Source organism: Paraburkholderia sp. JPY465, from assembly GCF_050436725.1.
GTDB classification, from domain to species: domain Bacteria; phylum Pseudomonadota; class Gammaproteobacteria; order Burkholderiales; family Burkholderiaceae; genus Paraburkholderia; species Paraburkholderia youngii.
Genome location: NZ_JBNDMT010000007.1, coordinates 300,255 through 319,977, shown reverse-complemented (window position 1 = coordinate 319,977; position 19,723 = coordinate 300,255). Strand labels below are relative to the sequence as shown.

Annotated in this window: 23 protein-coding genes, 2 pseudogenes and 1 other annotated feature; of the genes and pseudogenes, 14 read left to right on the top strand and 11 right to left on the bottom strand. The window is 61.5% G+C overall.

The annotated features are described in order from the left end of the window. Positions 1-6: 6 nt before the first annotated feature. A complete protein-coding gene (gene tnpC / locus QFZ94_RS42155) occupies positions 7-1,647 on the bottom strand; it encodes an IS66 family transposase (protein ID WP_429463964.1) in 1,641 nt (546 codons plus the stop codon). A 121-nt stretch (positions 1,648-1,768) separates the two neighbouring features. Between tnpC (QFZ94_RS42155) and QFZ94_RS42150 the strand changes: the two are divergent. Beyond that, positions 1,769-2,191: pseudogene (locus QFZ94_RS42150) on the top strand (integrase core domain-containing protein); the annotation flags it as partial. Between the two features lie 939 nt (positions 2,192-3,130). On the opposite strand, the gene QFZ94_RS42145 reads toward QFZ94_RS42150, so the two are convergent. The 3 genes from QFZ94_RS42145 to QFZ94_RS42135 form a co-directional block, all read right to left on the bottom strand. Continuing rightward, on the bottom strand, positions 3,131-3,283 hold the full coding sequence (locus QFZ94_RS42145; protein ID WP_368592506.1) for a hypothetical protein: 153 nt from the start codon (positions 3,281-3,283) through the stop codon (positions 3,131-3,133). A 21-nt stretch (positions 3,284-3,304) separates the two neighbouring features. Continuing rightward, positions 3,305-3,763, bottom strand: coding sequence for a hypothetical protein (locus tag QFZ94_RS42140; RefSeq protein WP_429463962.1), 459 nt, complete (start codon positions 3,761-3,763; stop codon positions 3,305-3,307). Between the two features lie 278 nt (positions 3,764-4,041). Next, positions 4,042-4,320, bottom strand: coding sequence for an HU family DNA-binding protein (locus tag QFZ94_RS42135; RefSeq protein ID WP_429463960.1), 279 nt, complete (start codon positions 4,318-4,320; stop codon positions 4,042-4,044). Between the two features lie 493 nt (positions 4,321-4,813). On the opposite strand from QFZ94_RS42135, the gene QFZ94_RS42130 reads away from it, so the two are divergent. From QFZ94_RS42130 to QFZ94_RS42115, 4 genes are read left to right on the top strand one after another with little or no spacing between them, the layout of a single operon-like run. Then, positions 4,814-5,149 (top strand): ArsR/SmtB family transcription factor, encoded by a 336-nt coding sequence (locus QFZ94_RS42130; RefSeq protein WP_429463957.1) that lies wholly within the window; start codon positions 4,814-4,816, stop codon positions 5,147-5,149. Next, entirely contained in the window at positions 5,146-5,628 is a 483-nt protein-coding gene (locus QFZ94_RS42125; RefSeq protein ID WP_429463955.1) for an ArsI/CadI family heavy metal resistance metalloenzyme, read from the top strand. The genes QFZ94_RS42130 and QFZ94_RS42125 overlap by 4 nt, the downstream gene beginning before the upstream one ends. Before the next feature lie 28 nt (positions 5,629-5,656). After that, a complete protein-coding gene (locus QFZ94_RS42120) occupies positions 5,657-6,151 on the top strand; it encodes an arsenate reductase ArsC (protein WP_429463953.1) in 495 nt (164 codons plus the stop codon). Continuing rightward, on the top strand, positions 6,148-6,864 hold the full coding sequence (locus QFZ94_RS42115) for an aquaporin (protein WP_429463951.1): 717 nt from the start codon (positions 6,148-6,150) through the stop codon (positions 6,862-6,864). The genes QFZ94_RS42120 and QFZ94_RS42115 overlap by 4 nt, the downstream gene beginning before the upstream one ends. A gap of 65 nt (positions 6,865-6,929) precedes the next feature. Here QFZ94_RS42115 and QFZ94_RS42110 read toward each other — a convergent pair whose 3' ends face one another. The 6 genes and pseudogenes from QFZ94_RS42110 to QFZ94_RS42085 all read right to left on the bottom strand — a co-directional run. Further along, positions 6,930-7,268 (bottom strand): hypothetical protein, encoded by a 339-nt coding sequence (locus QFZ94_RS42110; RefSeq protein WP_429463949.1) that lies wholly within the window; start codon positions 7,266-7,268, stop codon positions 6,930-6,932. After that, on the bottom strand, positions 7,269-7,454 hold the full coding sequence (locus QFZ94_RS42105) for a hypothetical protein (RefSeq protein WP_429463947.1): 186 nt from the start codon (positions 7,452-7,454) through the stop codon (positions 7,269-7,271). It abuts the gene before it with no gap. A gap of 62 nt (positions 7,455-7,516) precedes the next feature. Next, complete coding sequence (gene tnpC, locus QFZ94_RS42100; RefSeq protein WP_429463945.1) at positions 7,517-9,097, bottom strand: IS66 family transposase; 1,581 nt, start codon at positions 9,095-9,097, stop codon at positions 7,517-7,519. A 30-nt stretch (positions 9,098-9,127) separates the two neighbouring features. Further along, positions 9,128-9,481 (bottom strand): IS66 family insertion sequence element accessory protein TnpB, encoded by a 354-nt coding sequence (gene tnpB, locus QFZ94_RS42095; RefSeq protein ID WP_429463943.1) that lies wholly within the window; start codon positions 9,479-9,481, stop codon positions 9,128-9,130. Continuing rightward, positions 9,457-10,008: a transposase gene (locus QFZ94_RS42090; protein ID WP_429463942.1), complete on the bottom strand. Its 552-nt coding sequence runs from the start codon at positions 10,006-10,008 to the stop codon at positions 9,457-9,459. The genes tnpB and QFZ94_RS42090 overlap by 25 nt, the downstream gene beginning before the upstream one ends. Before the next feature lie 51 nt (positions 10,009-10,059). Beyond that, a pseudogene (locus QFZ94_RS42085) lies at positions 10,060-10,356 on the bottom strand (IS3 family transposase); the annotation flags it as partial. 53 nt (positions 10,357-10,409) lie between these two features. On the opposite strand from QFZ94_RS42085, the gene QFZ94_RS42080 reads away from it, so the two are divergent. The 5 genes from QFZ94_RS42080 (at position 10,410) to QFZ94_RS42060 (ending at position 15,347) form a co-directional block, all read left to right on the top strand. Beyond that, positions 10,410-11,647, top strand: a protein-coding gene (locus QFZ94_RS42080) for an IS3 family transposase (RefSeq protein ID WP_429458928.1) whose coding sequence is annotated in 2 segments (ribosomal slippage) — positions 10,410-10,713 and positions 10,713-11,647 — 1,239 coding nt in all. Because the reading frame shifts where the segments join, the coding sequence is not laid out codon by codon here. Next, positions 10,700-10,816 (top strand) — a sequence feature (AL1L pseudoknot). It overlaps the preceding gene by 117 nt. A gap of 381 nt (positions 11,648-12,028) precedes the next feature. Further along, positions 12,029-12,829 carry a TIGR04255 family protein gene (locus QFZ94_RS42075; RefSeq protein WP_429463940.1) on the top strand — a complete coding sequence of 267 codons (801 nt, stop codon included), beginning with the start codon at positions 12,029-12,031 and terminating at the stop codon, positions 12,827-12,829. A 23-nt stretch (positions 12,830-12,852) separates the two neighbouring features. Further along, complete coding sequence (locus QFZ94_RS42070; protein WP_429463939.1) at positions 12,853-13,467, top strand: hypothetical protein; 615 nt, start codon at positions 12,853-12,855, stop codon at positions 13,465-13,467. 66 nt (positions 13,468-13,533) lie between these two features. Then, the gene (locus QFZ94_RS42065; RefSeq protein WP_429463937.1) at positions 13,534-14,328 is read left to right on the top strand and encodes a hypothetical protein; all 795 of its coding nucleotides are present in this window, start codon (positions 13,534-13,536) and stop codon (positions 14,326-14,328) included. Between the two features lie 767 nt (positions 14,329-15,095). Next, positions 15,096-15,347 carry a hypothetical protein gene (locus QFZ94_RS42060; RefSeq protein ID WP_152855076.1) on the top strand — a complete coding sequence of 84 codons (252 nt, stop codon included), beginning with the start codon at positions 15,096-15,098 and terminating at the stop codon, positions 15,345-15,347. Between the two features lie 119 nt (positions 15,348-15,466). On the opposite strand, the gene QFZ94_RS42055 is transcribed toward QFZ94_RS42060, so the two are convergent. After that, on the bottom strand, positions 15,467-16,648 hold the full coding sequence (locus QFZ94_RS42055) for a tyrosine-type recombinase/integrase (RefSeq protein ID WP_429463935.1): 1,182 nt from the start codon (positions 16,646-16,648) through the stop codon (positions 15,467-15,469). A 19-nt stretch (positions 16,649-16,667) separates the two neighbouring features. Here QFZ94_RS42055 and QFZ94_RS42050 point away from each other — a divergent pair, with 19 nt between their 5' ends. The 4 genes from QFZ94_RS42050 (at position 16,668) to QFZ94_RS42035 (ending at position 19,432) form a co-directional block, all read left to right on the top strand. After that, positions 16,668-17,567, top strand: coding sequence for a DNA-binding protein (locus QFZ94_RS42050; RefSeq protein ID WP_429463933.1), 900 nt, complete (start codon positions 16,668-16,670; stop codon positions 17,565-17,567). Next, positions 17,564-17,767 carry a hypothetical protein gene (locus QFZ94_RS42045; RefSeq protein WP_176112529.1) on the top strand — a complete coding sequence of 68 codons (204 nt, stop codon included), beginning with the start codon at positions 17,564-17,566 and terminating at the stop codon, positions 17,765-17,767. The genes QFZ94_RS42050 and QFZ94_RS42045 overlap by 4 nt, the downstream gene beginning before the upstream one ends. Before the next feature lie 682 nt (positions 17,768-18,449). After that, positions 18,450-18,641, top strand: a complete 192-nt coding sequence (locus QFZ94_RS42040; protein ID WP_429463931.1) for a hypothetical protein — start codon at positions 18,450-18,452, stop codon at positions 18,639-18,641. Beyond that, positions 18,638-19,432: a hypothetical protein gene (locus QFZ94_RS42035; protein ID WP_429463930.1), complete on the top strand. Its 795-nt coding sequence runs from the start codon at positions 18,638-18,640 to the stop codon at positions 19,430-19,432. Before QFZ94_RS42040 ends, QFZ94_RS42035 begins: the two co-directional genes overlap by 4 nt. Positions 19,433-19,723: the final 291 nt, after the last annotated feature.

Here is a 19,723-nt window from a genome sequence, read left to right as displayed (position 1 = left end):
GGTGGGTCAGCCGTCCTGTTTCCTGGCCTGTTGCTGCCGCGCATAGTTGAATGGCAGCAGGTCCGTCACATCCGCGTCGGGCGGCCGTTGCGGCAGTTCCTTGAGCACGTGCAACAGGTAGTCGTACGGTTCGACACCGCAGGCACGGCACGTCAGCACGAGACTGTAGATCGTGGCACTGGCTTTTGCACCGTCAACTGTGTCGCTGAACAGCCAGCTTTTCCTCGACGTGGCAAACGGCCTGACGTCGCGCTCGCAGACGTTGTTGTCTATTGCGGCTCGCCCGTCAGTGACGTAGCGGCTCAGATATTCCCACTGGTTACGCGTATAGGCGATTGCCTTACCGAGCAGGCTCTGCGGCGTCACCTTCGGCGCCAGTTCGTCAAGCCACGCCCTGAACGCCTCGAGCACCGGCACGCTGTGTTTCTGCCGCAGGTCGTATGTGTAGTCGGCACGTGTCTGGCCGGCAGGCAGATCGCCTTTGGCCAGCGCCTCGACACGGTACAGGGCCTGGAAGTATTCAAGCGCCTTTGCCACACGAGCGTTCGGCGGCTTCGGCTTTGCGTCATCCCCTTTCTTCTGCGCCGCCTTGTCCGCCTTGACGAACAGCCTGCGCGCGTGCGCCATGCAGCCGAAGTGCGTTGCCTTTTTCAGCGTGCGCCACGCACTGTATCCGTCGCTTACCAACATGCCGCTGTAGTCGCCGAGGAATTTCTTCGGATGCTCCTGGCCGCGCCCCGGCTGGTACTCGAACAGCACCACGGGTTCGGGACAGTCTTCGGCGCTGCGATAGACCCACGCATAGCTTTTACTCTGCGCAGACCGGCCGGGTTTCTTGAGTACCTGAAGCGTGGTCTCGTCGCCGTGGATCAGCGGCTGCGACAGCAATGTCCTGTACAGCGCGTCGTACAGGCGGGTGTAGTGCAATTCGCTGGGGCGGATGACCCAGTGTGCCAGCGTGCCCCGGCTCACCGGAATCTGCCAGCGGGCCATGGCGGCCTGCATCCGGTACAACGGCATGCCGTCGACGTATTTCGCGGTCGCGACCGTCGCGATCACCGACGCATCCGCATGGCTGCCCGGAAGCGGCTGTACCGGCATCGGTGCGAGCACGACCGGCGTATGTTCGGCGTGACGCTCGCAGTGCCGGCACGCGTACTTTGCACGCACGTTCTGGTGAACCGTCCATTTGACCTCGACATGAAGCTGTTCGCTGATGTCCTCGCCGATTCGATGCATCGGATTGCCACAGCACGGGCAACCCCGCTGGTCTTGCGGCAGATCGTACTCGATGCGTTCGCGCTTCAGGTACGCCGGCAACGGCTTGCGTCCCACCTTGCGCCGCTCAGGCTTGCCGGCCGGTGGCAAGCCGGTGTCAGGCAGCGCCGGCTGGAGACCTTCGTCGTCCTCGTCGCATGGTTCGGTCCGGGCGATCTGCTCGGCTTCGTCGAACACGCGATCCTTGCGTTTTTCGCTTTTCGGCGCGTAACGCTCGGCCTGCAGCAGGCGGACCTGTTCCTCGAGCTGCCCGACGCGCTGGTTCAGTTCGTCGATGTGTTTCGCATCGCCGGCCACCCGCGCTTCGAGGGCGTGGATATAGCCCTGGACAGCCTGGGGTACGCGCTTGAGGTCGGATGCATTCTTCATGCGCTCCAGGATAGCGAAGCGCGGTGCACCGTGGGTTTACGTCAATTTGTAAAAGGCGCCCGGCCGTTGTTTACGTGCAACGTACCGGGCTAGCTGGCGTGTTCGTAATGGCGCGCAGGATGACGGCGAAGCGATGAGCTGGGCTGCGACCACCGGCGGTTACACCGGCGACATGGTGCGGGATGTGATGCTTCAGGCGGTCGAAAGCCGCTTTGCCGGTGCATTGGCGGCTGAGAGCGAAATCGAGTGGCTGAGCGACAACGGTTCCTGCTACATTGCCGATGGCACGCTGACGTTCTCGCGAAAAATCGGTCTGAAGCCGGTCACGACACCGGTGAGAAGTCCGCAGAGCAATGGGATGGCCGAGAGCTTCGTCAAGACGATGAAGCGCGATTACGTTTCGTGGATGCCCAAACCTGACGCGAGAACGGCGCTGCAAAACCTGGCCATTGCGTTCGACCACTACAACGAGTCACATCCACACAGCGCCCTGAAATACCGCTCGCCACGCCAGTTTCGCCAGCAAACAAATTCTCCAACCTAAGCGTGACCGCGTGTCCGGTCATGCAGGGGCAAGTCCACTCGCGAAGTACGTGAAGTGGTCAAGAAGCACCGCGGCCGCGACCTGATCCTCTCTCTCGAAATTGTTGAGCATGCCCGCGGCCGCACTATCGGTTGCCGGCACCACAGTCCCGAAGCCACCAGCGCCGAGCACTTCTCGACTACGGTGTCAATATATTGATCGGATCTCATACCTTCTAGATTTAGTCGCCGATATTCGCTACTGTTTGATACGAACTGCCGTCCGCGTCAGCTCGCGGTCGACTGCTTTCCCCACCGCAATTGTAAGCGGTCTAAACGCCCTTCAGTCGGACTCTTGGCGCGCCGACCTCCGCGGCGAGCGATTCCCGGATTGCAAAGCAACTGTAAAAGATCTCATTGGGGCTCTCGCCGTGTTCACAGCGGCGCCAAAGTAATCACATACTTTGCCAGTGCAGATTACACACGCTTGAGAACTCAGCTGTGAGCATCCGCGCCGCACCGCTGAAGCGTTAGCGGTCTTTTCGATACCGATGGGTCTCGCAGGCCTCCCGCGACGTAGACGCCGGCGAACAAAGCCTCTGCTTGAATGGCCGTCTTATTTTTGATTCAGCCAGATCCACAGCGCCGACGCACGATTGACCAATCTAGACTAGCCTAGAGCAGACTGCCCCAGATCTTTAGCGATACGGACCAGGAGGGCGTGGGAGTGCAGGCCGTAGTTGAGCGCCCTGACCGGGGTCTTGCCGAACTGGGCCTGACTCTCGGAAGGCCGGTCGATCCTTGCAAAGATGCAGGCCGAGCTGATATCGAAAGAGATGCAGTGTTGGCTCTCTGGCCAGATCCGCTGGGGGGTTAGTGAGGAAGGCGCGATGCCAGTTGCTCAGAATGTTGATCCGGCACGAGACAAAAAACCCGCGCGCGGCGGGTTTCTGGCGGACGCTCAACCTTGGCCGAATGAGCGCAGGAGCGGAAGCGACAGCATCACAACGTAGGCGACCACGGCCACCACTGCGGCGAAAGCCGGGATGCTCACCAACCAGCGCGGTGCGCCCTCTGTGTGATCCAGCTTTTCTTGATGCTTGACATCAAACATGGAGACCTCCGTAAGTCAACCCTATTTTATCAGATGCCAACGGGTGTAGTGGGTGACGCCCGACGCGAGGCCGACGAAAACAAATGACAGCCACATGTAAGAATAGTACCGCAGGTGCTGAAATAGCGTCTTGCCAAACAGTTTGGGCGCTCCCTTGCGCTCGGTGGTATAGACCGCTCCGAGCGCTGCCACAAACGCTCCGCCGATCGCACATGTGACAAGCGTCACGAGCGCGATCCCCATATCAGCGTCGATTTGCTTGCCCAAAATCTCCATTACCATCGCAAGCGCCATCGTCACCGCGACGAAGCCCATCTGCCCATCCTTGAGGACGGTCATCAGGTGACCATTTTCTTTGTATCGCTGGTCGTCGGATTTTCCGGCGACCACTAGAAGCATCGCTGCGGGCGTGAGAAGGATCGGGGCAAAGATATTGACGATGTCCCAGAGAATCCAGAAGTGCGGCGCGTTGGTGTCCACTCAACCTCCGTGAGTTTGAAGGTCGCCGAGCGCGCGGGTCTTGTAAGTCATGTGCCTCTCCCATGATTCGCACATGATACTGGCCCCGTTTACCAGTTGTCGAGACGGGCTCTGACGGTTCCCGTGTGCCAGAGAGGTGTGTCGCTGACCCTCGGCGGCAATGATCATCCTCGCCTTTCCGTTGACCCTTCATCGCCAACAGAACGCGGGAGCGGCCCGAGCCATCCGGCAAGTTTTCCGAGGCCATCGCGCGAACCGGGCCGGCCGTGACGGCCGTTTCAGGCTCCGTTCGCCGCGTTCTTAAACGCCGTTCCCCCCGTGAACTTGACCGTCTTCGCTGCAGGGATCTGGATCTCAGCGCCGGTCGCCGGATTCGGGCCGATCCTCGCGGCCCGCGCACCCGTCGAAAACGACCCGAAGCCGATGAGCTGCACGGCATCACCCTGCGTGACCGCGCTGGCGATGGTGCCGATCAGCGCATCGAGCGTTTCGGTGGTCTCCGCCTTGGTGGTGCCCGTCTTCGCAGCGACGGCATCGAGCAGTTCCTGTTTGTTCATTATTTTTCCTGCAGAGGTGGGGAAGTGAAGCCGTCACCCTACCCGATCCGCGGGCGTCCGGGCAACCGGCGCGGACCGGAACGAAACCGGGAGGTTTTTGCGATCGGCGCCCGTGCGTGACCACTTTGTGGCCAACCGCTTGCGCGCTTGCGCCCAGGTTCGATGGATGACTGCGGCGAGACAGGCAGCCGACGGCGCTCTCCTGGAAGATGCGACACCGGGCTCGCATCGCACCGGTTTCGCCCTTTTGGGGCGCCGCCGCCCCCCCCACAGCCGGCTACCTTGCCCGAAAAATCAGTTATGTAATTTTTACCTAATAAGGTGTCCGGAAATGGAGGCCCGGATAGCCCCAATTATGTGGAATTGAACCAATTTTTGTTGGCAAATGGCGCGTCGAGCTCCATCGGACATTCGCCCACGCTGATCGCCGTTTGAGGTGAGCCCGCTACATTCACGCTTTGCTTTATTTCCATAATTCGACTATAGTCGAATTATGGAAACGACTGATACCGTCGCTGCGCTTGCGGCACTCGCGCACGAGTCCCGACTCGCGGTCTTTCGCGCTCTTGTGCAGGCAGGCCCCGAAGGCATGTCCGCAGGCCAGATCGCCACGTTGCTGGATGTGCCACCGTCGTCGCTCTCCTTCCATTTGAAGGAACTGACCCACACACAACTCGTTACCAGCCGTCAGGAAGGCCGGTTCGTCTTCTATAGCGCGAACTTCGCGACGATGAACGGCCTGCTCGCTTACCTCACCGAGAACTGCTGTGGCGGCAACCCCTGTTCGCGGGCATCAGCGTGTTCGCCCGCCAGGGAGAAACAGTCATGAAGCGCTTTCACATTCACGTCGCCGTCACAGATCTCACAGCGAGTATCCGCTTCTACTCGGCGTTGTTTGCAGCCGAACCAACCGTCGTCAAGGACGACTACGCAAAGTGGATGCTCGACGACCCGCGCGTCAATTTCTCTATCTCGCAACGCGGCGCTACGCCCGGGCTTGCCCACCTTGGCGTGCAGGTCGAGAACGAAGGCGAACTGGCCGAGATGCACGATCGGCTGGAGAGCGCAGCGCTTCCCGTCGATGCGCAAATCGGTACCGCCTGCTGCTATGCGAAGTCGAACAAGTACTGGACTGTCGATCCGCAGGGTATTGCATGGGAGTCATATCACACGCTGAACGACATTCCCGTATTCGGTGAATCACGTAGTGCGCAGAACAGTGCGCGCGCTTCCGAGGTCGCAGCGTGCTGCGCTCCATCATCGGGCAAACCGGTCGGAGCTCCGGTCAAGTCTTCGTCGTGCTGCTGAGTCCTGCGCGCGACTCAATGGGGAACACATGACGACCAACGTACTGATCCTGTGCACGCACAACTCGGCGCGCAGCGTGCTCGGCGAGGCCATGCTGAATCACCTCGCTGCGAAGCTCGGCAAGAACGTGCGCGCTTTCAGCGCGGGCAGCGCACCAGGCGGTCGCCTGAATCCGTTCGCCGTCGAGGCACTCACACGCGCGGGTATCGACGTGAGCGGCTATCGCAGCAAGAGCTGGGATGAATTTGCCGACGACGACGCCCCTCTCATGCGTATCGTCATCACCGTCTGCGACAGCGCGGCTGCCGAGACATGTCCCTACTGGCCGGGCAGTCCGGTCAAGGTTCACTGGGGATATGCCGATCCATCTGTTGCGCCCGGCGACGACGACGGCAAGCGGGTCGCGTTCGAACTTACCCGTCAGGCGATCGGATATCGCATGCTGCAATTGCTCGCGCTGCCACTGGACGCGATCAGCAACGAGGACCTCCAGCGTGCCCTCACAGCGATCGCCAAATCATGACCGCAGTGATGGGGCTTAAGCGCAAGGTCTTCGCCGAGCTGCTTGGTACGGCCCTGCTGCTCGCGGTGGTCATCGGTTCCGGCATCCTGGCGGCACGACTTGCGGGTGGCAATGTCGCAATTGCCCTGCTCGCCAACACCCTGGCGACGGTGGGCGGCCTGTATGTGCTGATTGAAGTTTTCGGGCCATTGAGCGGCGCGCATTTCAATCCGGCAGTCAGCGCCGTCATGACGCTGCGTGGCGAACTGCCTGTGCGTGAACTCCTGCCGCATATCGCTGCACAGCTGGTCGGCGCACTGCTCGGCGCGTGGCTTGCGCATGCAATGTTCGATCTACCCATCGTCGAGCTATCGAGCAAGGTTCGTACGGGAACCGGGCAATGGATTGCCGAAGCAGTGGCTACCGCCGGCTTGCTGGTCGTCATCCTGCGCGCGCCGGCCGGGCGCGCGTCAATCCTGGTAGCCGCCTACATTGGTGCTGCATACTGGTTCACGGCGTCAACGTCGTTCGCAAACCCGGCCGCTGCGTTTGGCCGCATGTTCAGCGACAGCTTCGCAGGCATTGCGCCGTCGAGCGTACCCGGCTTCGTCATCGCCGAGCTGATCGGCGCAGCAATTGGTCTCTCCCTGCACCTGGCGTTCGAACCGCGCAAGCAACGTATCGGTCATCCGAACCTGATCGAATCTTCAGGTGAGCATGGAGATATTCGCTGACGCGAGCATCTGGTCAGTTTGCGCTTCACGACTGCATTGAGGATTTAAGTGTTAGCACAGGTACCTCACCGCTTCCGCGGAACTGAACCATCTGGCGCGGGCGTAAATTCCAGGCGCTGAAGAAGACGCTCGACAGCCTGCCGGTCACCCTCTACCGCATCGCGCTCGTCATCCGTGAGCGGGATTTCCGGCAACATCCGGATCATGCCTGCCTTTGATGCGATCAGTTCGGCCCGGTTCGATTCCTTCGGGACGTAGAAGTTACACCGTGCACAGGCCATGCGGTGCGGACATTGATCGAAGAATTCGTACGAGCATAATCCGTGTCCCAAGTCGTAGTAACGCCACGGCTGGTCAATGCTTCGCTCATCTATCACCTGCCGATCAATCAGCACCTCCATCATTCACAGGTTCCGCTGGAAATACTGCGCCTCCGAATAAGCCTTTGCCAGCTTCGTAGGCGTGAAGGCGACATAGTGCTGCGTGGTAACTGGCGAACGATGACCGAGCCATGCCTGTAGTTCGAATAGCGTCATTGGTTCCTTCGCATTGAACAGCTGGCTCGCGATGGTTGACCGTAAGCGATCCATTATCGACGTCCCTCTGCGAGTGGAGTTGAAGGCCATGAATCGCAGAGAGGCGTGGCGTGTGCTCAGCGCAGGGAAGCAGGCATTTTCCAGGGCAGAAGCGCGTCGTAGTCGTCGACACTGGTCGCCAGAGGGATGTGCCTGAACAGCCAGTGGAGGTAGCGGTACGGGTCGATTCGACAGGCTTTGCAGGTTTCGACCAGAGAGTAAAGATTGGCGCTCGCAGTCGCGCCATCAACCGTGTCCGAGAACAGCCAGCCGCGGCGCCCAATTACAAACGGGCGGATCGAATTCTCACAGTCGTTGTTCGATATGGGCCAGTTGCCGTTCTCAACGTAGAGGATCAGCTTGGGCCATTGCTCGCGCAGATAAGTTAGCGCCTTTCCGAGCAGACTGTTGGGCACGACACCGGGAGATTGCTCGAGCATCAGATTGCGGATGGCGTCGAGCACTCGTGCACTGTATCGCCGTCGCAATCGCTGTCGCCGGTTGGCTTCCCATTTCGCGCTGCGTGCCTCGGCGACGAACAACCTTCCGATCAGCTTGATGAAGCGTGTGGCCAACAGGTCGGGCGAGCGCGCTGCCTTGGGCACATTGTCTTCTGCCTTGACGAAGTAGCGTCGGCAGTGAACCCAGCATCCAAGATGCACGAGCTGGTATCGGTCGGCGATGCTGTTATAGGGCTCATAGCCATCGGTCATCAGGACCGCGCCCTTGCGGATGCCCATGAACAGTTTGTCGGCCAGCTGAGCGCCGCGTCCCGGCGTGTACGTGAAGCAGCGGACCGGATGTCCTGAATCGGTCATCTGCGACCAGAGGTAGCTCTTCGTTTGAGGCTTTCGCCCCTTCTCCTTCAGGACCTGGAATGTCGTCTCGTCGCAGTAGACCAGATCCGCGTCGAGCAGCGCATCACGCATCAGGTTGATCACCGGCTGGGTCGCCAGACCGACGCGTACCATGCTTGCGGCGATCGTGTTGGACGAGATGTCACCGCCGAAACGACGTAGCAGTCCGGCCTGACGGTACAGTGGCATCCCGAACTGATACTTGCCGGTGGCGATCCACGCAAGCGCTGATTCACTCAGCAGCCCACGCGGGATGATACGCGGCGGCGCTGGCGTGACCTTGATGCCGAGATCGCAGCATGGACACGCATATTTGACGCGCCGGTGCTGGAGCACGCGAAGCTGCTCCGGAATTACATCGAGCTGCTCGCTGATCTCAACGCCGATCTCGACGAGCGCGTGGCCGTCGTTCGTACAGAAGCGTTCGGCTTCAGGCAGTTCGTGACGCACGACCTCACGCGGCAGTTCGGGATCGAGCGGTTTGCGGTGACCACGCCGCTTGCGCGTGTGCGCGGCAACCGTCGTTTCCGGAGTGTCTTCTAGGGCGGGCGCGCTGTTCGCGCCAAGTGCTTCGGCTTCGTTGAACAGCCCGGGTTGATTGGAATCCCGTGCTTCGCTTTTCGCGCCGAACAGTTCACGACGGTAAGCACGCAGCCGTTCCTCGGCCAGATCACGTTCCGCTGTCACGAGCCGCAGGGCGCCGCGTAGCGCCTCCTGTTCTTCGCGCAGCGCACGGGCGGCATCGCGCTCAGCGAGCAGCTCTTTCAGTTCGTCGGCGGTGATCGTGACCTGGCCCGGCATGCGGATTAGACCGGCACCCCGATGACGCGTTCAGCTCACGCGCAGATACTCGCGCTTCGGATGTCGCTGGATCGTGCTGATGTCATCGCCCTCAAGCAGCGCATGTAACAGATCAGGCGTCATCGTCACGATCTCGGCTTTCCGGTCGGGCCATATGAACCTATCGGTCTCAAGGCGTTTCGTCAGGAGCCAGAAGCCGCTGCCATCCCAGCCGAGGATCTTGACCCGGTCGCGGCGACGGTTTCCAAACACGTAAAGCGAGGAGTCCATCGGGTTCAGGCGCATCGACTGCTCAACTAGAATCGACAGGCTGTTCATGCCGTATCGGAAATCGACGGCATCGCGGTGCAGGTACACCTTCAGATTCGCGTCGAACCGGAACACGGCATTCTCCCAAGCATCTGGACCACGGTGGCCAGTTCGTCGATGGTCGCGTCCGCGATATCAAACTCGACGCCGTTCGGCAGACGCACGTGCAGCGCAAGCGCCATTGACGGCGATGAGGGCATAGGCGCTCTCGCCAAGGCGCTTCCTTCGGGGAGCAACGCCGGCGGCACCGAAACGACGGGGACGAATGCAGATGACGTTCTCGTGGGTGATGCGGCCTTGCACGGACCCAGAAGGTCGATGGCCACGCCATCGATCACTTCTGCCGCAGGCGCCGTCTCGTGATGTTCAGCAAAAGGCTCCTGTGGTGCAGGCGAGATGCCTTTCTCCCGCTCCAGCAGGTATTTTGTGATCCATTTACGTAGCAGATTGGCATTGATCCCGTGTTCCTGAGCCATGCGCGCGACGGAAACGCCGGGTTGCAGCGCGGCCTCGACCAGCGTGCGCTTACCTTGCTCGTCGTAGCGACGCCGGCCATCACAGCTCTGTCGTACGACTCTTAACTCTGAGTCTTTGTCAGCCATAGGTGTCCACCTCGAATTGGACTGACCCCCAGAAGTTGGACGGTTAAATGACTACGCCTGACCGAATCGAGCCCGATATTTGACGGGGCTCATGCCCTGCAATTTTAGCTTGATACGGTCATGGTTGTAGTATCGGATATAGTCCTTTATGCCGGTCTCCAGCTCGTTAAGGTTGTCGAATTTGTTCAAGCGAAAGAACTCCGCTTTGAGCGTTCCGAAGAAGCTCTCCATGGCGGCATTGTCGTAGCAGTTGCCCTTGCGCGACATGCTTTGTGTGATCGAGCGGGCCTCAAGAAGGCGCCGGTAGACCGGCATCTGGTATTGCCAGCCTTGGTCGGAATGTAAGATAACTGAACCGCCCCGGGTTTTCCGGAGACTCCACTTCTTGAGAAAATGGAGCTATGGAAAACACGAAGAAGAAATCCCCAAGATACTCGCCGGAAGTGCGTGAGCGGGCTGTGCGAATGGTGCTGGAACATCAAGGCGACCGGGAATCGCAATGGAAAGTGATCGCGTCGATTGCGGCGAAGTTTGGCTGCTCGGGCGAGACGCTGCGTAGCTGGGTGCGCAAGGAGGAGCGGGATCGGGGTTTGCGCCCGGGCACGAGTACGCAGGAGCAGGATCGGCTCAAGGAACTGGAGCGGGAAGTACGTGAGCTTCGGCAGGTCAATGAAATCCTGCGCAAGGCGTCAGCGTATTTCGCACAGGCGGAGCTCGACCGCCGACCGAAGTGATGATCACGTTCATCGATGATCACCGGCACGTCTACGGGGTCGAGCCGATCTGCAGGGTGCTGCCAATCGCACCGTCGACGTACTACACCCATGTGGCTCGCCGCGCCAATCCTGACCTGGTGCCGCCGCGGGCCCAGCGTGACAGGATGCTCAAGGATGAGATCCGGCGCGCGTGGGAAGAAAACTTCCAGGTCTATGGCGCAGACAAGGTCTGGACGCAATTGAAGCGCGAAGGCATTGTCGTGGCGCGCTGCACGGTCGAGCGGCTGATGAAGCAGATGGGCCTGCGCGGCGTGGTGCGGGGCAAGACGGTACGTACGACAGTGAGCGATGGTTCGACGCCGTGCCCGAAGGATCTGGTGAAGCGGCAATTCACGGCCGAACGGCCCAATGCGCTGTGGGTTTCAGATTTTACCTATGTATCGAGCTGGCAGGGCTTCGTCTATGTCGCGTTCATCATCGACGTGTTCGCCCGACGCATTGTCGGCTGGCGCGTGTCGAGCTCGGCGCGCACGGACTTCGTTCTGGACGCACTGGAGCAGGCCTTGTACGAACGACAGCCGGCGCAGCAGGACGGGCTGATCCATCACAGCGACCGCGGCGTGCAATACGTATCGATCCGCTATACGGATCGGCTGGTCGAGGCGGGCATCGAGCCGTCGGTGGGCAGCGTGGGCGACTCCTACGATAACGCACTGGCTGAAACGATCAACGGCTTGTACAAGGCAGAGGTCATCCATCGCCTCGGACCGTGGCGCAATCTGCAGGCCGTTGAAATGGCGACGCTCGAATGGGTGGACTGGTTCAACAATCGTCGGCTCTTCGGCCCCATCGGCAACATTCCACCCGCGCAGGCCGAAGCCGCTTATTATGCAAATCTCGCTGGGTCTGCCGCCGTGGCATGACTCAAGCAAAATAGTCTCCGGGAAACCCGGGGCGGTTCAGTTGTTGCGCTTTTACACAACCCGCAGCATCTTTGCTTTGCAATACCCCCATCCGGACAAAGCCCAATCGACGTAACACCGCGGCGGAGCCGGGGAAGCGACGCCACCGGTTTTGATTCGGCCGCCGGTCTCTATACGCTGGTGTGAGCGGTGGAGGATATAAGGGCCCGGTTCATGGTCCGCGTGCGCTCGTTCCCACGCCACGTCGGGTGTCCCGCGACATGTCGCTCCCCGCGACGGCAGGCCGCGGGCCGGTTCTGAGCAGTTCTCCTTGTGCGTGTGTCAACTACAGTGTAAACTGACAACTGAAATGTCAACCTCACGTTTTCGCGCCCGCTGATCATGAATGGACGAATGGCCAATGCGCCGGTCTACTATGCCTTGCTGCAGGCGCAGTTCAACCCGATCCCGGCGATGGAAAAATACGCTGGGGAAGTGCAGGATCTGCTGCGCCGCGACGGGTATACGCTCTTCGAAGAGCAGGCGATGCCGCAACTGGAGTTCGTCTTCGAAGCTAATGACGCACCGCCTGTCCCCAAAGTCGGGACCCTGAAGGTCTGGCGGATGACTACGGCAGACCGTACGTCCAGTTTCGTGCTCAGCCCGACGTTCATCGCCTTTCATACTACCCACTACGACACGCGCCGACAGTTTTTGCCAAACGGATTGCGCGGGCTTGAACACGTTCACAAGGTAGTGGGTCTTGATCATGTGAGTCGCCTAGGTCTGCGGTACCTAGATGCTGTGCAGCCGCGCGAGGCAGAGACGGTCGATCAGTATCTTGCTGGCGGCCTGCGCGGCGTCCAGTTTGGTGCGGTCGAGCAATCGGCATCGAGCGAGCAGGTATTCGAGACGCAGCCGGGGGTTTTGGCTGACCGGGGCATCCTTGTGGCGAGGGTGCATCGCGCCGTGGCTCCGCTTGGATTTCCGCCGGACGTAGCACCGCACGGACTCGTGATTAAAGACCGGTTCGCGAAGCAGGAGCCGCAGCGTCATGCGGTCATCGACACGGACCATTTCGTTCAGGGGCGATTTCCGCTTGACTTCGCGTCGCTCGCGAGCCAGCTCGAGGCATTACACCGAGATATCCGCCGGGCGTTTGAGGCGATCGTTACGCCTCATGCCCTAAAGGCTTGGTCGTAAAAAACTAATCAGGAGACGGACATATGCAATCATCATTGCCTGCGTTTGGCGCTGCGAAGCATTACCCGGTGATGTTGCGGCCGTTCATTGGGACGGGGTCTGCATATCCGCTTGAGAACGTAGACCGTTGGAGCGGGTACCTTTCACCTCGATCAGGACTCTTTGTCAGCGATGACACGGCGGTGCGGTCGCCGCGCAGGCGCCCGCGCGCGGATATCCGGACGGCGAAGGAACATCTGGAAAATGTCCGCGCAGTGCTGAATCCCGCTATTGGCAACCTTGCGGTTCTCTTCGACGTGTCGCGCCAGGCGATCTACAAGTGGCTGTCCGAAGAGTCGATGCCGGACGCGGACAAGCTCGCGCGCATCAGGACGTTGAGTCAGATCGCTGACGCGTTCAAGGCGGCAGGAGTCGCGCGCGCGTCAAGTCTCCTGAAAATGAAAGCGTTTGAAGATCGCTCCCTGTTCGACATCCTGAAGGCCGGGGAGGACAGTTCGGCGGCAGTGCGGACTTTGATTGAAGAGGCTCGGGCAATGGAGCGATCCTATGCACTCTCAGGTCTTTCGAATAGCGCGGCTCCAGCCACAGCAGACTGGCAATCGGATGTTTCGATTCCAGGTGCTGCCGAGGATCGCTGAGAGGGCGGGATGCCGGGACGTGACAGTGCTTGGCGGCAAGGCAGTCTCATCGTTGACGCTCATGCGTTGAACCTCGGACTCGTCTTTGATGACGGCGGTCAACATCGCGTCGTTGTCACCTCGCACGACTGCGATCTCGCCAACGACAGGGAGCCCTTTGTCGAGTGCATCGTCGCGGACATCGTTGCGACGGCGGAGCCAACGTTCACTCGTGCCCGAAACGTACGCCGGCTTCATCTCTCCTACACCACGAGGGAAGGGCAGACGCTCGCGCTTGAACTGCGTCACGATGCCCGAAGCGTGGTCGGTACGGCGATGTTCGATGCGATCGCTGCCAATCCGGATGCGTCAGTCACACTGAATGCCGACGAGAAGAGGGCACTCAAGCAATGGCTGGCCGCGCGGTATGGTCGTCCGGCTTTCCCGAATGCGTTCGAGAATCGCCTTCGCCGAAAACATAAGGGCAAGACGGTTGAGCAACTGACCGGCAAGCTCCTCGAGCCATACAACGCCCATCTGGTGGGCGTTTTCTTCGACCTCGACACAGCGCGCTTTCAGGACCTCGAAGACGGTGAGCCTTACTTCCTACGCATCACCGTTGCGTATGACGCTACAGAAGGGGGCCCGGTTGCGCGTGCTGCAGCCGAGAAAGCGGCCAGCGAGATTTCCGAACTATTCACGAGCGTCTATGGCAAGCCAGAGGAAGCTAAGGAAATTGCTCTTGAAAGTAGTGTCGCCGTCGCGGATACACATCTCTCGCTGGCAGATCTTCGACGGGTTGATCAGTGGCGCCTCGAATACATGAGTCTTCGAGCGGATCCGCCTGAAGATTTTCTGGCTGTCGGCGAGACACCTGCATAGGGTACGCGACGTGGACCAACATCGTCCGATGATCATGTACGGATATCGTATGGAAGACCCACGCATCGGGAAGCGACAGGCAAACTGAAAAGATCGTTTTTTCATTAGTATGCGAGGGGCGGTCCCTCCGCCCCTCTCGATGCCGCAGTCTACGAAACCTTTGAAAGTCCGTCGTAGTTCATCAACTTCCTGAACGGAATGCGGCCTAACGAGGAGTTGAAACGATACCCTTCCAACATCCCGCAATCCTCGGCGGTCTTGAAAAGCACCAGCAGTTCCTCGATCGAGGAAACGCCCAAGAGAATACAAAGAGCCGGCTGATACTTTTTCGACTCTGCCTTCGCAAAACGGTTGTGGTGCAAATAGCGCTCAAGGATCGACCAGACGAACGTCAGCCACCAGCAAACATCCGCAAAGTTCCAGATTTACTTCCCTTCGTCAACAAGGTCCACGTTTAGTTTGCTTTTCTGGAAAGTAAAGTTGAACTCACGGCACGTTGGGTTACCGCACCATGGGACTTTCTTTGGGGATGAAACAACATCACTTCGCGGGACGGCCCGCCAGGCGAACTCGTGCGGATCACCGCCGATGTCGCCTTCCATCGCGATGTCCTGCGCGTCGCCGTGCCCGGTCCGGCGACGGCTTGTGCTGTCCGGGGCAGGCCGCGGCAACGCTGCGCGACGCCCAGCTTGCGCTCGATTTCCTGGGCGGCATGGACGAAGCTAGCATGCTAGAGTGGGGGCGTGTCCGCTACCGGGGAGCGTAATTTGGTTCAGTCCGTTCAGCAGCGGATGCCCGCTGCCACCGATATTTGCCGCCTGCCTGATTGCCTTGCGGCGACGCTCGCGCAACCGGCGCCTGTTGCAGGCTCCGGCGACTCGCCGGAGCTGGGTCGGCAACTCGCCCGGGTGCGTGCGGTACTGGCCGGGGAAACCCGCGTGCGATGTTTCCAGACCCGAGGCCGCACCACCATCGTGTCCGGTTCTTGTGAAGACGCCGAGCGCGGCGGCCTGTTCTGAGCTGGGTGCGTCGATCCCGGGCGAACGCTGGGAACTCCGCGGTCCAGGCAAGTGGACTGGGCTTCGCTGCGGAAACCGGTTACATCGGCGCAGCGCGGCATGCCGCGCGGGATCGCCGGTTACCAGTCGATGCGGTGCTTCTCTTCTGTTTCGCGATGCCGCTGGTCATCGTCGGCGTGCAGATACAGGCTCGTGGTGGTCAGCGACGCATGGCCAAGGTTGTCGCGGATGAACCGCAGATCGACGTCGCCGTCGGCCATGTGGGAACCCGCGCCGTGACGCATCCAGTGCGCCGAGGCGCGCTCGAGCTGCGCGGCGCGCGCAGCGTACTCGTCGCCGCGCAGGCGCAGCTTTTTCGCGGCGCCGGCAAAGATGACCTTGACGATGGTGTGCAGCGCCGCGCGCGTGAGCGGTTTCATGGATTTTCCGAGTGGCAGCACGAGCTGCGTGTCCTCGTGCTGCGCGGGCATCAGCGGCAGCCCACGCTCGCGGCGGTAGCGGCCAAGCTCGACCATCATCTCGGCGGAGGCGGGCACGAGCCGGTCCTTGCCCCCCTTGCCCGTGACCTCGAGCCACCAGCGCTCGTGCCCGTCGGTGTCGCGCCGGCAGAAGAAGCAGCCCATCGTGTTGCCACTGACTTCCGAGATGCGCAGGCCGGCCAGATAGAGCAGGGTGAACAGCCAGCGCGCGCGCCAGTAGCGTTCGCGGGCCGTCTCGCGAGGCAGCGAATCGATGTAGACCTTGACCTCCTGCCACAGGTCGCGCTCCAGAAAGCGCGTGACGCGCGGCGCTGAGCGTCGCGCGCGCTGGCGTGAGAGCGACAGCGGGTTGCCGCCCAGATAGCCCGCACCGACGAGCCAGGAGAAAAGGGCGTTGAGGATGACCATCGCCTGGCGCTGGCTGCTTGGGGCGAGCGGCCCGTGAAACGGGCGCCAGCGCGGATCCTCGCGCGAAAACTTCCGGCCGCTGCCGTTTTCCCCACCGCTGACCCACCGCGCGCGCGGCTGCGGGTCCGCGAGGAAGCGCTGGTACACGAGCAGATCCTCGTGCGTGAGCGAGGACAGCGGCTTGCCGAGCTGGACGATGGACCACAGCAGCAGCCGTTCGGCTTCCTTGCGGTAGTTCTCGAAGGTGGTTTTCGTGTCGGCGACGCGCGCCAGCCATGCGCGCACGGCCGCGAGGTCGTCATCGGCGGCGATCTGGCGGCGGCCGGTGGCGCGATTGACACCGGTGCGGCCGTCGAGATCATCGGGCAGTTCGAGGACGTCGAGCGGGCGCGGCGCGATGAGGGCGGTTTTCATGGGATCCGGTGGTCTTGGGGTGTCACGCTTCGGCGTCACGCCGACGGCGAACCGCCTCTACCAGCTCGTGCGCCGCGGCAGCATGAGTACGCCCGTCGCGGTGCTCGACGCGTTCTGGGCCGAGCTTCGGGAGAAAAGCCGCGTGCGCATCGAACACGCCGAACTGCCCGGGGAGCTGCGTGACGCGGCAGGCGACCTGGTGGCCATACTCTGGAAGCGTGCTGCCGGCGCGGCCGATGACGCCCTCCAGGCGCTGCGGACCGAAGTCGAAGCCGCGCGGCTCGCCGCCGAGGCGTCTGTCACGGCCGTGCAGGCGGATCTGGCGCGCACCGAAACGGCGCTTGAGCAGCGGACAACCACGCTGCTTGCCGCCCAAGTACGCATCCAGGAACTCGAGCAGGCGCAGGCTGCGGCCGCGGCGACCCGTCACGCGCTTGAAGGCGAGCTGGAGCGCGCGCAGCAGGCGCTACGCGAGCGGGACGCCGCTCTGGCGCAGGCCCGCACCGACTTCGCCGCTGAACTCGACAAACAGCGGACCAGCACCGAACTGGCCGAGTCCCGTTTGCAGGCCGCGGAGAAGCGCGCGCTGCTTGAGATCGAGCGCGAACGGGCCGCGGCTACGCGCCTGCAGCGCGAACTTGAAGGTGTACAGCAACGCGCGTCTCGCGACGGCGAGCGCGCGCAGGCCGAGATCCATTCATTGCAGGCGCAACTGGGAGATTTACGCCATTCGGCGGGTATGCTGGAGGGGCGATTTGAAGCGATGCGGGCGAGCCACGAGGCCCAGGCGCAGGAGCTGGAATTCCTGCGGCAGAAAGCGTCCGGTCCGGGCAGTGCCGCACGCCGCGCTCCGCGCCGCGCGGGCCGGCAGTCTGCCGGGCCTGTGAAAGCTGTACGCAAGTCCGGCGCGAAGACATGAGTCGCACAGGACGCGGTCGACGGAAGGATGTCTGCCCGGACATCGGCGTGCTGATGCGCTATGGGGAGCGAGTGGTGCGGGTGGTGGCCGAAGCGCGCGGTCAGCGCGTGATCATCGAATCACTTGACGAAGATGGCCTTGCCTTCCGGAGCACGGTGAAGTGGAAGAATCTGGCGCCGCTTCTAGCGCAGCTGTTCTGAGAATGTGGTTGCCGCGCTGACGACTGAGAATGTGGTTGGGCTCAGAGCCCTTTCGCGGACCGGTACAAGTCTTACTTCTGGAATGGATCAACTTTCACTTCGTCGGACGACCTGCGGTTGGAGTCAGCGCGTGCCCCAAGCGTCGGTGCATTCGCAGCCAGCGTCGCGGCCCTTTACCGACGGGCGTTCGTACGGGATCGACCAGAAATGTACCCGTTTGGACATAAAAAGTGAAGGGTATGAAAGTTGGGGCTTTCATACCCTTCGTTTCTGGACATTGGCGGAAGAGCCCGGTCGGACGCCTGCCAGTCACGTAATGCAGAACGTTGACGCGGCCTGCTGGCCGGGCATGAGCCGCGCCCAGCTGCTCGACCGGGCGCGGCGCCTAGCGCTGCGTGCCTCGCTGCGCGCGCGCCCGGGGTCAAGCTCCGAACCCGGCCCGGACGGCGTGCGGCTGTACGCGCTGGCGCTCACGAGCGGGGCGGTAAAGACGGAGCTAGTCGCCCACGTGCGGCGGCTCGCGCGCCGCTGCGGCGCCCGGCGCCCGGCGCGCCCGCGCATCGCTGCCGCCGGCGCGGGACCTGAGACAGGGCGGGCTTTTCTGAGCGTTGCTCCGTTGCGCGCGCCAGGTTGATTTACAGGGCCGCGCAACTATATGATTGCAGTACCGAAAGGAGGTCCCATGAAAGTCATCCGCAGCAAGCGCCTCGAGAACGTCCTGAAAGACCCGAAGGCCGCCGAGCAACTGCGTGCATTTCTGGCGTCGGCCTCGCTCGCGCGTCCCAGCGACGTCGAAATTACAGTCCAGGATTCCAAGGGTAACGCCGTGCGCTATCAGCCCAGACTCGTCCGTGTGGCCGGGTCGGGCGCATGAACGTTGCATTTCCAGCCCTATTTCTCTTCCTCGTCGTCCTCCCCGGTTTCCTCTTCCGCCAGTTCTTCCAGCGCAACGAAGTACGCACATTTGATCACACCCCATTTAGCGCGGTGGTACTGAAGGCGCTCCTTTGTGCGGCGCTTTTCAATGCGGCCGGTTCCGTCGCGGCGCGGGCCGCGGGGTACGAAATTGAACTTGGTGACGTCATTCGCCTGCTCGTCGGTGGACCGTCTTCCCTCAAGGACCTCGACGGCCGACTGACCTGGCTCAACATTCATCCCGTCGCCGGCGCGGGTTATTTCCTGCTTACCAACGGGCTCGCGCTTATCGCAGCTTTCGTGTGGCGTGGTGCGGTTCAGCACTGGGAGCTCGATCGGGAAGGACATCGGCTCTCGCGCCTCGCGCGCGGGGATGCGCCCTGGTATTACCTTTTCTCCGGCCTCGATCACCCGAGGGACGGCGCCATCGACGGTGCGATGATTGCCGCCGTCGTTGAATTCAAGGAGGGTTCCTTCCTCTATACCGGCGTCCTTGACGGCTACGAGGTCAACGCGGACGGCCAGCTCGGCAGGCTGATGCTGGTCCAGGCACAACGGCGCAGGCTCGAGAGCGACCGGAAATACGACGCCGCGAACGAACTGTTCATCGAGGACACCACGCGCTTTTACCCGATCGCCGGCGATGTGTTCGTCCTTCGCTACGACGAAGTCAAGACGCTTAACGTTACGTACCTCTCACTCGAACCGCAGAGGGGGCAGGGACTCCCCGGTTCCCTCGAAGCCATGTAGGAACACCCGGATTACAATCCGCGCTTTCGCTCGACGCGGCGAAGGATTCGGTCTTTCGGCTCGAACGGGAACTGTCGGGCGTTGCGTCACCGGATCCATCACTCGCTTAAAGCAGGAATGGCACACGACTGGTCGCGCGGCGACGAGAACAACGGGCGCGACGCGGCGGCCAATTTGGCGTAGTCAGGGGAGTCTGTCGCGTGCGTATCCGTAGCGCGATTGCCGTCAGCCGCCTACCGAATCGCGCGGATCTGGCGAGCCAGAAATACTAGAATATGCAATCATCTGAAG

Excerpts from the sequence above, each read along its gene's own strand:
- QFZ94_RS42120 (WP_429463953.1), top strand. The coding sequence starts at position 5,657 with ATGACGACCAACGTACTGATCCTGTGCACGCACAACTCGGCGCGCAGC.
- QFZ94_RS42055 (WP_429463935.1), bottom strand. The coding sequence starts at position 16,648 with ATGAAAACCGCCCTCATCGCGCCGCGCCCGCTCGACGTCCTCGAACTG.
- tnpC (WP_429463964.1), bottom strand. The coding sequence starts at position 1,647 with ATGAAGAATGCATCCGACCTCAAGCGCGTACCCCAGGCTGTCCAGGGC.
- QFZ94_RS42040 (WP_429463931.1), top strand. The coding sequence starts at position 18,450 with ATGAAAGTCATCCGCAGCAAGCGCCTCGAGAACGTCCTGAAAGACCCG.
- QFZ94_RS42105 (WP_429463947.1), bottom strand. The coding sequence starts at position 7,454 with ATGGATCGCTTACGGTCAACCATCGCGAGCCAGCTGTTCAATGCGAAG.
- QFZ94_RS42145 (WP_368592506.1), bottom strand. The coding sequence starts at position 3,283 with ATGTTTGATGTCAAGCATCAAGAAAAGCTGGATCACACAGAGGGCGCA.
- QFZ94_RS42130 (WP_429463957.1), top strand. The coding sequence starts at position 4,814 with ATGGAAACGACTGATACCGTCGCTGCGCTTGCGGCACTCGCGCACGAG.
- QFZ94_RS42135 (WP_429463960.1), bottom strand. The coding sequence starts at position 4,320 with ATGAACAAACAGGAACTGCTCGATGCCGTCGCTGCGAAGACGGGCACC.
- QFZ94_RS42045 (WP_176112529.1), top strand. The coding sequence starts at position 17,564 with ATGAGTCGCACAGGACGCGGTCGACGGAAGGATGTCTGCCCGGACATC.
- QFZ94_RS42115 (WP_429463951.1), top strand. The coding sequence starts at position 6,148 with ATGACCGCAGTGATGGGGCTTAAGCGCAAGGTCTTCGCCGAGCTGCTT.
- QFZ94_RS42070 (WP_429463939.1), top strand. The coding sequence starts at position 12,853 with ATGCAATCATCATTGCCTGCGTTTGGCGCTGCGAAGCATTACCCGGTG.
- QFZ94_RS42110 (WP_429463949.1), bottom strand. The coding sequence starts at position 7,268 with ATGATGGAGGTGCTGATTGATCGGCAGGTGATAGATGAGCGAAGCATT.
- QFZ94_RS42090 (WP_429463942.1), bottom strand. The coding sequence starts at position 10,008 with ATGGCTGACAAAGACTCAGAGTTAAGAGTCGTACGACAGAGCTGTGAT.
- QFZ94_RS42075 (WP_429463940.1), top strand. The coding sequence starts at position 12,029 with ATGAATGGACGAATGGCCAATGCGCCGGTCTACTATGCCTTGCTGCAG.
- QFZ94_RS42035 (WP_429463930.1), top strand. The coding sequence starts at position 18,638 with ATGAACGTTGCATTTCCAGCCCTATTTCTCTTCCTCGTCGTCCTCCCC.
- tnpC (WP_429463945.1), bottom strand. The coding sequence starts at position 9,097 with ATGCCGGGCCAGGTCACGATCACCGCCGACGAACTGAAAGAGCTGCTC.
- QFZ94_RS42125 (WP_429463955.1), top strand. The coding sequence starts at position 5,146 with ATGAAGCGCTTTCACATTCACGTCGCCGTCACAGATCTCACAGCGAGT.